At 57.7% G+C, this 14,130-nt stretch carries 11 protein-coding genes; 6 read left to right on the top strand and 5 right to left on the bottom strand.

The genetic code is table 11. The annotated features are described in order from the left end of the window. Positions 1-88: 88 nt before the first annotated feature. On the bottom strand, positions 89-721 hold the full coding sequence (locus tag ACL2XQ_RS18225) for a glutathione binding-like protein (protein ID WP_413723336.1): 633 nt from the start codon (positions 719-721) through the stop codon (positions 89-91). A gap of 155 nt (positions 722-876) precedes the next feature. Between ACL2XQ_RS18225 and yfcE the strand changes: the two genes are divergently transcribed. Both yfcE and yfcD read left to right on the top strand, forming a co-directional pair. Then, positions 877-1,431, top strand: a complete 555-nt coding sequence (gene yfcE / locus ACL2XQ_RS18220; RefSeq protein WP_413732255.1) for a phosphodiesterase — start codon at positions 877-879, stop codon at positions 1,429-1,431. 91 nt (positions 1,432-1,522) lie between these two features. After that, positions 1,523-2,095 carry an NUDIX hydrolase YfcD gene (yfcD, locus tag ACL2XQ_RS18215; protein WP_410014198.1) on the top strand — a complete coding sequence of 191 codons (573 nt, stop codon included), beginning with the start codon at positions 1,523-1,525 and terminating at the stop codon, positions 2,093-2,095. Between the two features lie 1,654 nt (positions 2,096-3,749). Here yfcD and pta read toward each other — a convergent pair. Then, on the bottom strand, positions 3,750-5,900 hold the full coding sequence (gene pta, locus ACL2XQ_RS18210; protein WP_410014199.1) for a phosphate acetyltransferase: 2,151 nt from the start codon (positions 5,898-5,900) through the stop codon (positions 3,750-3,752). 78 nt (positions 5,901-5,978) lie between these two features. Then, positions 5,979-7,181 (bottom strand): acetate kinase, encoded by a 1,203-nt coding sequence (gene ackA / locus ACL2XQ_RS18205; protein WP_410014200.1) that lies wholly within the window; start codon positions 7,179-7,181, stop codon positions 5,979-5,981. A 363-nt stretch (positions 7,182-7,544) separates the two neighbouring features. Between ackA and yfbV the strand changes: the two genes are divergently transcribed. The 4 genes from yfbV (at position 7,545) to ACL2XQ_RS18185 (ending at position 11,321) form a co-directional block, all read left to right on the top strand. Continuing rightward, positions 7,545-8,000, top strand: coding sequence for a terminus macrodomain insulation protein YfbV (yfbV, locus tag ACL2XQ_RS18200; RefSeq protein ID WP_410014201.1), 456 nt, complete (start codon positions 7,545-7,547; stop codon positions 7,998-8,000). 214 nt (positions 8,001-8,214) lie between these two features. Then, the gene (locus ACL2XQ_RS18195) at positions 8,215-8,709 is read left to right on the top strand and encodes a YfbU family protein (protein WP_410016763.1); all 495 of its coding nucleotides are present in this window, start codon (positions 8,215-8,217) and stop codon (positions 8,707-8,709) included. 23 nt (positions 8,710-8,732) lie between these two features. Beyond that, positions 8,733-9,392 (top strand): sugar phosphatase, encoded by a 660-nt coding sequence (locus ACL2XQ_RS18190; RefSeq protein ID WP_413739531.1) that lies wholly within the window; start codon positions 8,733-8,735, stop codon positions 9,390-9,392. A gap of 54 nt (positions 9,393-9,446) precedes the next feature. Continuing rightward, complete coding sequence (locus tag ACL2XQ_RS18185; protein ID WP_410014203.1) at positions 9,447-11,321, top strand: SLC13 family permease; 1,875 nt, start codon at positions 9,447-9,449, stop codon at positions 11,319-11,321. Positions 11,322-11,369: 48 nt separating this feature from the next. Here ACL2XQ_RS18185 and yfbR read toward each other — a convergent pair whose 3' ends face one another. Both yfbR and ACL2XQ_RS18175 read right to left on the bottom strand, forming a co-directional pair. After that, positions 11,370-11,969: a 5'-deoxynucleotidase gene (gene yfbR, locus ACL2XQ_RS18180; protein WP_410014204.1), complete on the bottom strand. Its 600-nt coding sequence runs from the start codon at positions 11,967-11,969 to the stop codon at positions 11,370-11,372. Between the two features lie 102 nt (positions 11,970-12,071). Next, positions 12,072-13,286, bottom strand: coding sequence for a pyridoxal phosphate-dependent aminotransferase (locus tag ACL2XQ_RS18175; protein WP_410016764.1), 1,215 nt, complete (start codon positions 13,284-13,286; stop codon positions 12,072-12,074). Positions 13,287-14,130 lie beyond the last annotated feature (844 nt).

Below are 14,130 nucleotides of genomic sequence, written 5' to 3'. Positions count from 1 at the left end.
AGTGAACAAAACCCCTGAACTGACAATAAATTGACAATTAAACCGGTAAAATAAACCGCGCCGCCGGCTGGACGGCGCGGCGCGTGGGCTAGGCTTTTTGCGCGGGTATCTGATAGGCGCGCTCGACCGCGGGGCGGGAGCGAATGCTGTCGAACCAGCGCCGTACCGCCGGGAAATCCGCTAAATCGATATGCTGACGCTCGTGGGAAACGACCCAGGGATAGGTGGCGATATCGGCAATGCTGATGTTGTCGCCGGCCATATAGGCATGGCGGGCCAGTTGCCGGTTTAAAACGCCGTACAGGCGCACGGTCTCAAGCTGGTAGCGCTCGATGGCGTAAGGCACCGGCTTGGGCGCGTAATGGCTGAAATGGTGGTTCTGGCCCAGCATGGGGCCAAAACCCGCCATTTGCCAGAACAGCCATTGCAGCGTGGCCTGGCGCTCGCGGAAATCCTTGCTGATAAGCTGGCCGGTTTTATCCGCCAGATAAAGCAAAATCGCCCCGGATTCAAACAGGCTTAACGGTGCGCCGCCGTCGGCGGGTTGCTGGTCGACGATCGCCGGTATTTTATTGTTGGGCGAGATGGCGAGAAATTCCGGCGCGAACTGTTGGTTGGCGGAGATATTGATCGGATGGATTTGATAAGGCAGGCCGGTTTCTTCCAGGAAAATCGTTATTTTATGGCCGTTGGGCGTGGGCGCGTAATAGAGGTCAATCATAGAAGCTCCTTGTGAATGTATAGCCGCGTGATGACACTCTAGAACAAATGCCCGTTGAAATCACCACCCGTTCCGGCCGCCGCATCATAGCGCCGTTTCCGGCGCCGGTAAGTTTGTTAAGCTTGAGAGATGATGAACAACCAGAGGATGCTGCCATGAAACTGATGTTTGCCGCCGATATACACGGCTCGCTTGCCGCTACCCGCCGTATGCTGGCGGCCTATGACGCCAGCGGCGCCCAGTGGCTGGTGCTGCTGGGCGATTTGCTTTATCACGGCCCGCGCAACGCCCTGCCGGAGGAATACCAGCCGGCGGCGGTGGCGGAGCTCCTGAACGGCTATGCCGATCGTATCATCGCGGTGCGCGGCAACTGCGACAGCGAGGTGGATCAAATGCTGTTAACGTTCCCTATTACCTCGCCCTGGCAGCAGGTCCTGCTGGAGAATCATACCCGGCTGTTCGTCACCCACGGGCATCTTTTCAATCCCGCCAGCCATCCCCCGCTGCGGCGTGGCGACGTGGTGGTCTACGGCCATACTCATATTCCGCAGGCGGAGCGGCGGGAGGATATCCTGTGTTTCAATCCCGGCTCGGTCAGTCTCCCCAAAGGCGGCTTCGCCGCCAGCTACGGCCTCCTGGAACAGGAAATATTACGAGTTGTGTCATTGGAAACGAGCGAGACTATTGCGCAAGTGGCGATTAACCACTAAGTTATGACGGATCCACTCGTGCAAATTTTTTTATTTTATTACAATTAAGGTGCGCGGCTCTCCCGCGTCTCGTTAACAAGGGATTCGAAAGATGGTGGAACAGAGTCAGGCTGCTGGCGTGGAATGGGTTGACATCGTCAACGAAGAGAATGAAGTCATCGCCCAGGCCAGCCGTCAGCAGATGCGCGCAGAACGTCTCAGGCACCGCGCCAGCTACATCGTGGTCCATGACGGCATGGGCAATATCCTGGTGCAGCGCCGTACCGCCACCAAGGATTTTTACCCGGGTTATCTGGATGCCACCGCCGGCGGCGTGGTGCAAAGCGGTGAAAATATGCTTGATTCCGCCCGCCGGGAAGCAGAGGAAGAGCTGGGCATCGCCGGCGTGCCGTTTGCTGAGCACGGGCTGTTCTACTTTGAAAACGACCATTGCCGGGTCTGGGGCGCGCTGTTCAGCTGCGTCACCCACGGTCCGTTTGCCCTACAGGCTGAAGAAGTGGAGGCGGTCAAATGGCTGCGCCCGGAGGAAATCACCGCCCGCTGCGATGAATTCACCCCGGACTCCCTCAAGGCGCTTTCGCTTTGGATGAGCCGCAATAACCAGCAAAGCCACGGCAAGCCTTTACCTCCCTCCGCCCCGGAGCAAAAAACCGCAGAAGAGTAACTGCCTGCCTCAAGGCTAATCTGGGCATGTTAAAGGTAATACCTGTCTTGGCGGCTGAATCGGGCGTGGGTCTCGCTTGCCGTGCGGGGTGATTTGTGTTGCCGTGGCGGGGGTTTTGCTTGCCATGGCTTGGTTGGCTTGTGGCCGGGTGTATGTCGCCACGGCGAAGGTTTCGCTTGCCGTGCGTGAGGTGTTCATAGGTATTGCCGGGTGCCCGCAAGCGACAAAGAGGCCGTACCGCGACGGCCTCCTTGACCTCCGCGCGTCCGGCAGATCGTGCGCCGCTGCGCGGTTCCCGGCAACGCCGCATCCCGGCTTTTGGACCGCCCGATATGCGCTCCAAGCGCAATCCGGGCTTTCGCCGCTCCCGGCGGCTCATCCAGCCGTGATGCGCGCCGCCGGCGCACTCTATGCCGGCACCAGGTCAACACCATCGCCTGTGAGAAAAACAGCGTTTTGGGGTCCATCGCGGTATGTGATTACCGGGAAAGGTATCAGTATACATTTTGCGCTAAAGTTTACAGTTTGATGGCTGATGGCTTACCGCTTACTGTTAAAACTTAAAACTGAATGATGAATGTCTTATTGCATGACTGCATGACTGCATGACTGCATGTCCAACTTTTCGCTGTGCCAGAGACATTCCATACCCGTTGTATTCCAGAACCGTCAACCGCATTCCGACGCCAGACCTTATCCAAAACAACAGCGCCACTATTGCTACATAATATGCCGTGCGAACAGCGACATGTGGACCGGCATAAAGCGCGCTGACGGCGCCTGTGTCCCCGGCATGAGCCGCCGGGAGCGGCGAAAGGCCCGGTGGCGCCGGGAGCGCTAACCGGGCCGGTGCATCACGGGGGCATGGGCGACGGAAGGCATCGCGCAGCGACGCGCGACCTGCCGGGCGCGCGGAGGTCAAGGAGGCCGTCGCGGTACGGCCTCCTTGTCGCTTGCCGGCACCCGGCATTCCATATAACCGCCGAACACACGGCAAGCGAAACCCCCGCCACGGCAACATAAACCTCCCCGCAAGCAGGTTAACCTATCCCGACGCCAGACCCTATCCAACACAACAGCGCCGCTATCGCTTAAAAAAATACATTACCAACAGCGACATATGCCCCGGCATAAAGCGCGCTAACCGGGCCGGTGCATCACGGGAGCATGGGCGACGGAAGGCATCGCGCAGCGACGCGCGACCTGCCGGGCGCGCGGAGGTCAAGGAGGCCGTCGCGGTACGGCCTCTTTGTCGCTTGCCGGCACCCGGCATTCCATATAACCGCCGAACGCACGGCAAGCGCAACCCCCGCCACAGCAACCTACATCTCCCGCATGCTGCCAGCGCAACCCCCACCCCGGCGACATCGACGTGGCGACGTTGACCTTCACGGATGCCCAAGAGGGCCCGACCCTAGGACTCCCATAGCCCGCCAGGACCCGGGGCCGCGATCGCAGAACCTACACCCGGCGTGTTAAGGGAAGCGCATGCCAACAGGAGGGGAACCGGACATGGATTTCCCACCCGACCGAAGTCCCCTGGCGCGGCAGGCACGTAACCACCCATCCCAGACAAGGTATATCAAGACTACCCGCACAAATAAAAACGCCGGCTTGCGCCGGCGTTGTGCTTACTGCTGGCAGGCCAGCGGGCTTATTTAGCCGTTTCAGCCTGTTTGGACTGGATGGCGGTCAGGGCGATGGTATAAACGATATCGTCCACCAGCGCGCCGCGCGACAGGTCATTAACCGGCTTGCGCATCCCTTGCAGCATCGGCCCGATGGAGATCAGATCGGCTGAACGCTGCACCGCTTTGTACGTGGTGTTGCCGGTGTTCAAATCCGGGAAAATGAACACGGTGGCTTTACCGGCAACCGGCGAATTCGGCGCTTTGGACAGCGCCACATCGGCCATAATGGCGGCGTCGTACTGCAACGGACCGTCAATCACCAGGTCAGGACGTTTTTCCTGCGCCAGACGGGTGGCTTCACGCACTTTTTCCACATCGCTGCCGGCGCCGGACGTGCCGGTGGAGTAGGAGATCATCGCCACACGCGGTTCGATGCCGAAGGCCGCGGCGGAATCAGCGGACTGAATGGCAATTTCGGCCAGTTGTTCCGCGGTCGGGTCCGGATTAATGGCGCAGTCGCCATACACCAGCACCTGTTCCGGCAGCAGCATAAAGAACACCGAGGACACCAGCGAACTGCCCGGCGCGGTCTTGATCAACTGCAGCGGCGGGCGGATGGTATTGGCGGTGGTGTGAACCGCGCCGGATACCAGACCGTCAACTTCGCCTTGTTCCAGCATCAGGGTGCCCAGCACGACGTTATCTTCCAACTGCTCGCGCGCGACCACTTCGGTCATGCCTTTGCTCTTGCGCAGCTCCACCAGACGGGCCACGTAACGTTCGCGGGCCACTTCCGGGTCGATAATCTCGATGCCTTTACCCAATTCCACGCCCTGCACGGCAGCAACGCGATGGATTTCGTCCGGATTGCCCAACAGCACGCAATGCGCGATGCCGCGTTCAGCGCAAATAGCCGCCGCTTTCACGGTACGGGGTTCATCACCTTCGGGCATCACGATACGCTTGCCGGCCTGGCGCGCCAGCTCGGTCAACTGATAACGGAACGCCGGCGGCGACAGGCGACGCGAACGCTCGGAGCTGGCGGTCAGGGACTCGATCCAGTTGTTGTCGATATGACCGGCAACGTAGTTCTGCACTTTTTCCACCCGGCTATGGTCGTCGGCCGGCACTTCAAGGCTAAAGCCCTGCAGGCTGAGCGAGGTCTGCCAGGTATTGGTCTGCACGGTGAACATCGGCAGGCCGGTCAGGAAGGCGCGATCGCACAGGCGTTGGATGCGTTCGTCCACCTTATAGCCGCCGGTCAGCAGGATGGCGCCCAGTTCCACGCCGTTCATGGCCGCCAGACAGGCGGCAACCAACACGTCGGGACGATCGGCGGAAGTCACCAGCAGCGAACCCGGGCGGAAATGCTCCAGCATGTTCGGCAGGCTGCGCGCGCAGAAGGTCACCGAACGCACGCGACGGGTCTGGATATCGCCTTCGTTGATAATGGTGGCGCCCAAATGCCTGGCCATGTCGATGGCGCGCACGGCAATCAGGTCAAAGCTCCAGGGTACGCAACCCAGTACCGGCAGCGGGCTGTTTTCAAACAGCTGCTTCGGATCGATATTGGCGACGCTGGCCTTGGGCGTGTCGTCAAAGATTTCCGACAGGTCCGGACGGGTGCGGCCCTGTTCGTCCACCGGCGCGTTCAGTTTATTGACGATAACGCCGACGATGCTTTTATTCTTGCTGCCGCCGAAGCTGGAACGGGCCAGCTCGATGCGTTCCTTCAGCTGATCGGGCGAATCGTTGCCGAGCGACAGCACAAAGACGATTTCCGCGTTCAGCGTCTTGGCGATTTCATAGTTCAGCGCGTTGGCGAACTGATGTTTACGGGTCGGCACCAGGCCTTCCACCAATACCACTTCCGCGTCTTTGGTATTGTCATGATAACGGGCGATGATCTCTTCCATCAGCACGTCTTGCTGGTTGGAGCCCAGCAGCGACTCCACATAGCTCATGCGCAGCGGTTCGGCGGATGGAATGGTGGAGTTGGCGCGGATAATATTGGTGGTGGCGTCAAGACCGTCATCGCCGGCACGGGGTTGCGCGATCGGCTTGAACACGCTCAGGCGCACGCCTTTCTGCTCCATGGCGCGAATGACACCCAGGCTGATGCTTGTCAGGCCGACACTGGTGCCGGTTGGGATCAACATGATTGTACGGGACACGGCTAAACCTCTTTCAACGGTTGCTCGTTAGTCAAACAAGTATTCCGCCGGCGCTTGTCCGGCGGAACGGAGATACTGTTACGCCGTCAGACGGGCGGCATCCTGGGCAATGACCAGTTCTTCATTGGTGGTGATGACAATCGCCGGACGGCTGGCGTCGGTGGTGATCACGCCGCTGTTGCCGAAACGGGCCGCTTCGTTGCGCTTCTGGTCGATTTCAAAGCCCAGCAGGGCCAGTTTGCCCAGGGTCAGTTCGCGCACCTTGGCGGCGTTTTCGCCGATGCCGCCGGTGAAGATCACCGCGTCCAGGCGACCGTCCATCAGGGCGGTATAGGAACCAATATATTTCGCCAGGCGGTGGCAGAAGACATCCATGGCGCGCTTGGCTTCAGGTTTCGTATCGTAATTGTCGATAACCCAGCGCATATCGCTGGTGACGCCGGTCAGGCCCAGCAGGCCGGACTCCTTGGTCAGCAGTTTATCGATTTGTTCAACCGACATGCCCATGGCATTATGCAGGAAGAAGATAATGGCGGGATCGAGATCGCCGCTGCGGGTGCCCATCACCAGGCCTTCCAGCGGGGTCAGGCCCATGGAGGTGTCAACGCTCTTGCCGTTGCGCACTGCGGTAACCGAACCGCCGTTGCCCAGGTGGCAGGTGATCAGGTTGACGTCTTCCACCGGTTTATCCAGCATGCGCGCCGCTTCATGCGTCACAAAGTAGTGGCTGGTGCCGTGGGCGCCGTAGCGGCGGATGCGGTGCTCTTCATATAACGCATAGGGCAGGGCATACAGGAACGACTCTTCCGGCATGGTCTGATGGAAGGCGGTATCGAACACGGCGACGTTTTTGTCGGCCAGTTTTGGAAACGCCTTCAGCGCTTCGTTGATGCCGATGATATGGGCCGGATTATGCAGCGGCGCAAACGGGATGGAATCCTTGATGGCTTGCAGCACATCGTCCGAGAGCAGGGCGGAGGCGGTATACTTTTCGCCAACATTAACGACGCGATGGCCGATTGCGGTGAGCTGCGCTGATAATTCTGGTTTTTGAGCGAGAATTGTATTAACAATAAAGCTCAACGCTTCGCTGTGCGCGGCGCCGTTTCCTAACGCAGCTTCGTGCTTGCCGCCGTCCATCTTCCATTTGATGCGCGCTTCCGGCAGGTTGAAACATTCTGCGAGGCCGGAGAGATGTTCTTCACCGTTGGCAGCATCGATAATGGCAAATTTTAGGGATGAACTGCCACAGTTAAGAACCAGTACTAGCTTACTCGACATGGAAGTACCTATTTGTTGTGCATGGTTAATAAATCATCAATCAGCTATAAAGCGTAGCGCATTACGCCGTTGAGATTTATGATTAACATCATGCCAAAGTGCGTTTTATTTGACATGAAATCGAAAGCTGTTGAAGTTAAACATTTTTTTGAAACACGTGTTTACTTATCGCGGTTAATCGTTGCGACATTACACGGAATCGTGCTGCTCAGGCGGCGCAAACGGTGCGTAGGGGCCAGCCATAAGGCGGCAATAAGGATAACGATTGCCGGTAGTAAAGACAAAATATATTTAAAAGTTATACAATTTGATTGTGATTTTGCACAAAAATTTTAATTTTTATTCGTAAAGTTGAGGCCCGCTATGGCGACAATTCCTTCCGGTTCGGTAAGCTGGTACAAAATTTTCCAGCGCGGACAAGATTATATGAAAACCTGGCCGACCGAGAAACGCCTGGCGCCGCTTTTTCCTGAAAACCGCATGATCGCGGCCACCCGCTTTGCCGTGCGCTACATGCCGGCGGTGGCGGTCTTTACCCTGACCTGGCAAATCGCCCTCGGCGGCCAGCTTGGGCCGGCGGTGGCCACCGCCATCTTTGCCTGCAGCCTGCCGATGCAGGGGCTGTGGTGGCTGGGTAAACGCTCCGTGACGCCGCTGCCCCCCACGCTTTTGCACTGGTTCCATGAAGTACGCCATCAGCTTAACGAGGCTGGTCAGGCGTTGGCGCCGGTGGAAGGCGTGCCGACCTATCAAATGCTGGCCGACGTGCTTAAGCGTGCGTTTAAGCTGCTGGATAAAGCCTTCCTGGACGATTTATAAGCGTTATGTCGCTGTCCGCCAGCCGCCTTCCCGGGCGGCGGACGGGCGATATTTCGCCACCTGCTGTCTTAAATCAAAAAAGCGCCGGCTTCCGGTACCGCCATCGTACGCATTATGCGATGCTAGCGCCAGACGACTAGAGGCACCCACGGGGCGGCGCTCGCCATTGGCGCGAACAGTTCGGCGCCCCACGGTATACAATCAGGAGTGGATGATGGAGATGACAAACGCCCAACGGTTAATTCTGTCCAACCAGTATAAGATGATGTCCATGCTGGACCCGGACAACGGCGAACGCTATCGCCGTCAGCAAACCATTGTGGAACGCGGCTACGGCCTGCAGATGCGCGAGCTGGACCGTGATTTCGGCCAGTTGAGCGAAGACGTCTGCCGCACGATTATCGATATCATGGAACTGCACCACGCGCTGCAGGTCTCCTGGTCGAACCTGAAGGAAAAACAGGACATCGACGAGCGTCGCCTGGCGTTCCTTGGCTTTGACGCCGCCACCGAGGCGCGTTACCTGGGCTATGTACGCTTTATGGTCTTTACCGAGGGACGCTACACTCACTTTGATTCCGGCACCCACGGTTTCAACGCCCAGACCAAGATGTGGGATAAATATCTGCGAATGCTGGCCGTCTGGCAATCCTGCCCGCGCCAATATCATCTCAGCGCGGTGGAAATTACGCAAATTATCAATGCCTGACGGCTTAACCCGGAGATATGCCTGTGCTGTGTAAAGGTTTTTTATTTGACCTTGATGGAACCTTGATTGATTCATTGCCGGTGGTGGAATTAGCCTGGGGAAATTGGGCCAGGCGGCGGGGGGTTCCCGTCGACGAGGTGTTGAACTTTATCCACGGCAAACAGGCTATTACGTCGTTGCGCCATTTTATGCCGGGGGAAAGCGAAGAACGCATCCAGGCCGAATTCAGCGCGTTGGAAAAGTTCGAGGCGGAGTGCATCGACGGGGTAACGGCGCTGCCCGGGGCGGTGGATTTGCTTAACCGGCTCAACGCGCTGGATATTCCCTGGGCTATCGTGACCTCCGGGTCGATGCCGGTGGCCACCGCGCGGCTGCGGGCCGGGCGCCTGCCGCAGCCGGCATGGCTTATCACCGCCGAGCAGGTCGCCCGCGGCAAACCCCAGCCGGACGCCTATCTGCTGGGCGCGAAAAAACTGGGGTTTGCGCCGGTGGACTGCATCGTCGTGGAGGATGCCATCGCCGGCATCCAGGCCGGCCTGGCCGCCGGCTGTCCGGTCATCGCGGTCAATCCGCCGCCGGAAACGCCGCAGAAAGAGGCGATCGGCCTGCTCCTGACCTCCCTGGAACAACTGGTGATTGAACGCGACGGCCAGGGTGCGCGCGTCAGCCTGCGCACAGCTTGAGAGAAATCAACTGTTTAATGATTTAGCCCCGCCATCCCGGGGCTTTTTTATGGCATGATTGGCCGCAGACACCGCTTTATAATCCGGGAAAACGTTGTGAATAACGAACTCATCTGGGTGCTGGCCCTGCTGTTGATCGCTATCTTTCTCTTTACCACCAACAAAGTGCGCATGGATGTGGTGGCGCTGCTGGTGATCATCGCCTTTGTCCTGAGCGGCACCCTATCATTGCCGGAAGCCACCGCCGGCTTCAGCGATCCCAACGTCTTACTGATCGCCGCCATGTTTGTCGTCGGCGAGGGCCTGGTGCGTACCGGCATCGCCTACCAGGTCGGCGAGTGGCTGATGCGGGTGGCGGGCAAAAGCGAAACCCGCATGCTGATCCTGCTGATGATCACCGTCGCCGCCCTGGGCGCCATTATGAGCTCCACCGGCGTGGTGGCGATATTCATCCCGGTAGTGCTGAGCGTGTCGCAGCGCATGAAAACCTCCCCCAGCCGCATGATGATGCCGCTGAGCTTTGCCGCCCTGATAAGCGGTATGATGTCCCTGGTGGCGACGCCGCCCAATATGGTGGTCAACAGCGAATTGGTGCGCGACGGCGCCGAGGGCTTCGGCTTCTTCGCCGTTACGCCGGTGGGCGTGGTGGTGCTGGCGCTGGGCGTCGGCTATATGCTGGTGGCGCGCTACTGGCTGGGCGGCGGCGAGGCCAGCCATGAGCGGGAGCAGTGGCAGCGCCGGACGTTCCGCGATCTGATCCGCGATTATAAGCTGACCGGCCGCGCGCGTCGCCTGGCCCTGCGCCCCGGCTCGCCGCTTATCGGCCAGCGCCTGGACGACCTCAGGCTGCGCGATCGCTACGGCGCCAACGTGGTCGGCATCGAGCGCTGGCGCAAATTCCGCCGGGTAATGGTAAGCGCCGGCGGCAATACCGAACTGCGCCAGCGCGATGTGTTATTAATCGATATGTCCGCTTCCGAGATGGATCTGCGGCAGTTTTGCAGCGAGCAGCAGCTGGAACCCATGGTGCTGCGCGGCGAGTATTTCTCCGAACAGGCCAGGGATGTGGGCATGGCGGAGGTGAGCCTGATTCCCGATTCCGAATTGGTGGGCAAGACGCTGCGCCAGGTGGGCTTTCGCAGCCGCTACGGCGTTAACGTGGTGGGCATCCGTCGCAACGGCGAGGCGATGGCGGGCAAGCTGATTGACGAGGAGCTGACGCTTGGGGATATCCTGCTGGTGATTGGCGACTGGAAGCTGATTCGCCAGCTGCAGCTGAAGAAAAACAATTTTATCGTACTGAACCTGCCGGCCGAGGTGGACGACGTGGCGCCGGCGGTGAGTCAGGCGCCCCACGCGCTCTTCTGCCTGGCGCTGATGGTGGCCATGATGCTGACGGAGGAGATACCCAACCCCATCGCCGCCCTCATCGCCTGCGTGCTGATGGGCAAGTTCCGCTGTATCGATATGGAAAGCGCCTATCGCGCCATTCACTGGCCGAGCCTTATCCTTATCGTCGGCATGATGCCCTTTGCGCTGGCGCTGCAGAAAACCGGCGGGGTGGACCTGGTGGTGCGGCTGCTGATGGATATCTCGGGCGGGGCGGGGGCGCATATCATGCTGCTGAGCCTGTTTATCCTCTGCGCGGTTATCGGCTTGTTTATCTCCAATACCGCCACCGCGGTGCTGATGGCGCCGATCGCGGTCGCCGCGGCCAACGAGATGGCGGTGTCGCCCTATCCCTTCGCCATGATTATCGCCATCGCCGCGTCCTCGGCGTTTATGACCCCGGTCTCGTCGCCGGTCAATACCCTGGTGCTGGGGCCGGGAGGCTATAAGTTCGGCGATTTTGTCCGTATCGGCGTGCCGTTTACCCTGCTGGTGATGGTGGTGAGCGTGGTGCTGGTGCCGATACTCTACCCGTTTTGATCTCACGGCGTGCGCCCGGCACGACTGTATCCGGACGGAGGTACGGGGCTAGAGCGGCGTGTCCTGGCTGATCTCGTCCAGGGACAGGCTGAAGCTGGGCACAAACACCCGGATAAAGTACTCCATCTCCGGGCTGCGCCGCTGCTCCAGGGTTTTTTCCAGCCGCGCCATCGCCATGGTAAATTCATTATTGCCCGCGGAGATCTCTTCCAGGCACTTCAGGTAGGCACACAGGGTATCCGCCTGTTTCACCACCGCTTTTTCCTCTGGCTGGTAATAATCGTCGTCAAGCAGGGCGCGGTAGTCGTCCCGCAGCTCGGCCGGCAACATGTCAATCAGCTTCTGCTGGGCGATCTTCTCGATGTTTTTATATTCGTGGGCCATCTGCGCGTTAAAATATTTGATAGGCGTCGGCATATCGCCGGTCAATACTTCGCTGGTGTCATGGTACATCGCCAGCAGCGCGATGCGCTCCGGGTTCAGGGCGCCGCCGAACTTACGGTTGTTGATCACCGCCAGGGCGTGGGCGACAAACGCCACCTGCAGGCTGTGCTCGGAGACGTTTTCGGTGCGGACGTTGCGCATCAGCGGCCAGCGGTTAATCAGTTTCAAACGGGAAAGATGGGCAAAAAAGTGGCTTTGGGTCATGATGCGCCCTTACGGCAGGTGAATAAGGGATCTATTGTGCGCACAGCCGGCGGATTATGCAAATCCGCCGGTTCCGTGCCGGGCTGGCCCGAACGGCGTGGGTCACTGATGATAATGCTGCAGGAAGCGCCCCAGTTTGCCGATGGCGGTTTCCAGGATGTCGACATGCGGCAGCGTCACGATGCGCAGGTGATCCGGCCACGGCCAGTTGAAGGCGCTGCCCTGGACCAGCAGCACTTTTTCCTGTAGCAGCAAATCGAGCACCAGCTTCTGATCATCAAGAATATTGAAGCGCCGGGCGTCGATGCGCGGGAACATATACAGCGCGCCGCTGGGTTTGACGCATGACACGCCGGGAATATCGTTGATCAGCGCCCAGGCGCGGTTGCGCTGTTCATACAGCCGGCCGCCCGGCGCGATGAACTCGCTGATGCTCTGGTAGCCGCCAAGCGCGGTCTGGATGGCGTGCTGCATGGGGACGTTGGCGCAAAGGCGCATCGACGCCAGCATTTCCAGCCCCTCGATATAGCCCCGGGCGTGTTTTTTCGGCCCGTTCAGCACCATCCAGCCCTGGCGAAAACCGGCGACGCGGTAGGTCTTGGACAGTCCGTTGAAGGTGACCGTCAGCAGATCCGGCGCCAATGCGGCGATGGAGTGGTGCTGCGCCGCGTCGTAAAGGATTTTATCGTAGATTTCGTCTGAGAAGATGATCAGGTTATGCTGGCGGGCAATTTCCACCAGTTCCAGCAACATTTCCTTACTGTATACCGCCCCGGTCGGATTATTGGGATTGATAATCACCAGGCCGCGGGTACGCGGGGTGATTTTGCGGCGGATATCGTCCAGATCCGGAAACCAGCCGGCCTCTTCATCGCACAGGTAATGCACGGCATTGCCCCCGGAGAGGGACACCGAGGCGGTCCACAGGGGATAATCCGGCGCTGGGATCAGCATTTCGTCGCCGGTATTGAGCAGCGCCTGCATGGATTGCTGGATAAGCTCCGATACGCCGTTGCCGATAAAAACGTCCTCGACGGTCAGGTCGAGCATATTGCGCGCCTGGTAGTGCTGCACAATCGCCTTGCGCGCCGAATAAAGGCCTTTGGAATCGCAATAGCCCTGCGAGGTCGGCAGGTTGCGGATAACGTCCACCAGTACCTCTTCCGGCGCATCGAAGCCGAACGGGGCGGGATTACCGATATTTAATTTGAGGACTTTATTGCCTTCTTCCTCCAGGCGCTTGGCTTCTTTCAGCACCGGACCACGAATGTCATAACAAACATTTTCCAGTTTGCTGGATTTTTCTACAGGTGAAATCACGATATTAGGCCTTCTCACAGGTAAACGTATTCCAACCATGGAATCACGCGTTCTGCATAATGTACTCTTCCGCTCTGATTTTTTGAAGGATAACGGGTGGATGCGCATCGAATGTTAAGATGGAAAATAAGAAACAGTTAAAAATTTATTTTCTTCGCTAATTTTTTAGATTAAAAAACTATTAAAACACCATCGTGTCAAGATTTTAGTGCTTTAAAATCCTATAAGAACAGTTAATTTGCGATTTTTTGCGTATTTTTTATACTACTTGGACCTGATAAAGGTTACTCTGCTAAATGAAAGGCGGTGGGCGGCGGTCAGTCGACGAGGACAAGGGTTACAGCAACCGACACCATTATATCGCTTCCCCAAGGGTAAAACACGGCGGGAAAATTAACCCGCTTTGCCTGACGCGCATCACACTTTTTATCGGGGTAAAGTATTGCCACTTCATCTGTTTGTGAACATTTATCCATAGAAAAATAAAGGTCACATTTTGATGCTTACAAATTATTGTTGTTTCGTTTATGGTAGCTATTTATGGTATACATTTATGCAGGTGTGCATTTAGAAAGAGATTTATTTTGATCGTATAAACAATAGTTAAGAAAAATTTATGTTAATTATGACGGTTGGGATAAGAAAATACGACTTAACCGGTAATATTCAACATTTATTTTAAATACCAAGGCCGGTTTTAATAAATTACATTTAAGTTTTGATGTGTCATTCAAGCCGTTACGGATTTTTTTTCTGCGCTATGCAAATGATATCATTGTGAAATTTAGTGTCTCATCCAGGACGAGGGCTGGATTTCGAGGACCGGGGCTACCTTTTATAT

The sequence above is a fragment of the Sodalis sp. RH14 genome (genome assembly GCF_047324285.1).
In the GTDB taxonomy this organism is placed as follows: domain Bacteria; phylum Pseudomonadota; class Gammaproteobacteria; order Enterobacterales; family Enterobacteriaceae; genus Acerihabitans.
This window is presented reverse-complemented; position numbering and strand designations above follow the sequence as displayed.

What these genes read in the sequence shown, in the direction of transcription:
- ACL2XQ_RS18225 (WP_413723336.1), bottom strand. Translation starts at nt 721, where the DNA reads ATGATTGACCTCTATTACGCGCCCACGCCCAACGGCCATAAAATAACG.
- yfcE (WP_413732255.1), top strand. Translation starts at nt 877, where the DNA reads ATGAAACTGATGTTTGCCGCCGATATACACGGCTCGCTTGCCGCTACC.
- yfcD (WP_410014198.1), top strand. Translation starts at nt 1,523, where the DNA reads ATGGTGGAACAGAGTCAGGCTGCTGGCGTGGAATGGGTTGACATCGTC.
- ackA (WP_410014200.1), bottom strand. Translation starts at nt 7,181, where the DNA reads ATGTCGAGTAAGCTAGTACTGGTTCTTAACTGTGGCAGTTCATCCCTA.
- yfbV (WP_410014201.1), top strand. Translation starts at nt 7,545, where the DNA reads ATGGCGACAATTCCTTCCGGTTCGGTAAGCTGGTACAAAATTTTCCAG.
- ACL2XQ_RS18195 (WP_410016763.1), top strand. Translation starts at nt 8,215, where the DNA reads ATGGAGATGACAAACGCCCAACGGTTAATTCTGTCCAACCAGTATAAG.
- ACL2XQ_RS18185 (WP_410014203.1), top strand. Translation starts at nt 9,447, where the DNA reads ATGATTGGCCGCAGACACCGCTTTATAATCCGGGAAAACGTTGTGAAT.
- yfbR (WP_410014204.1), bottom strand. Translation starts at nt 11,969, where the DNA reads ATGACCCAAAGCCACTTTTTTGCCCATCTTTCCCGTTTGAAACTGATT.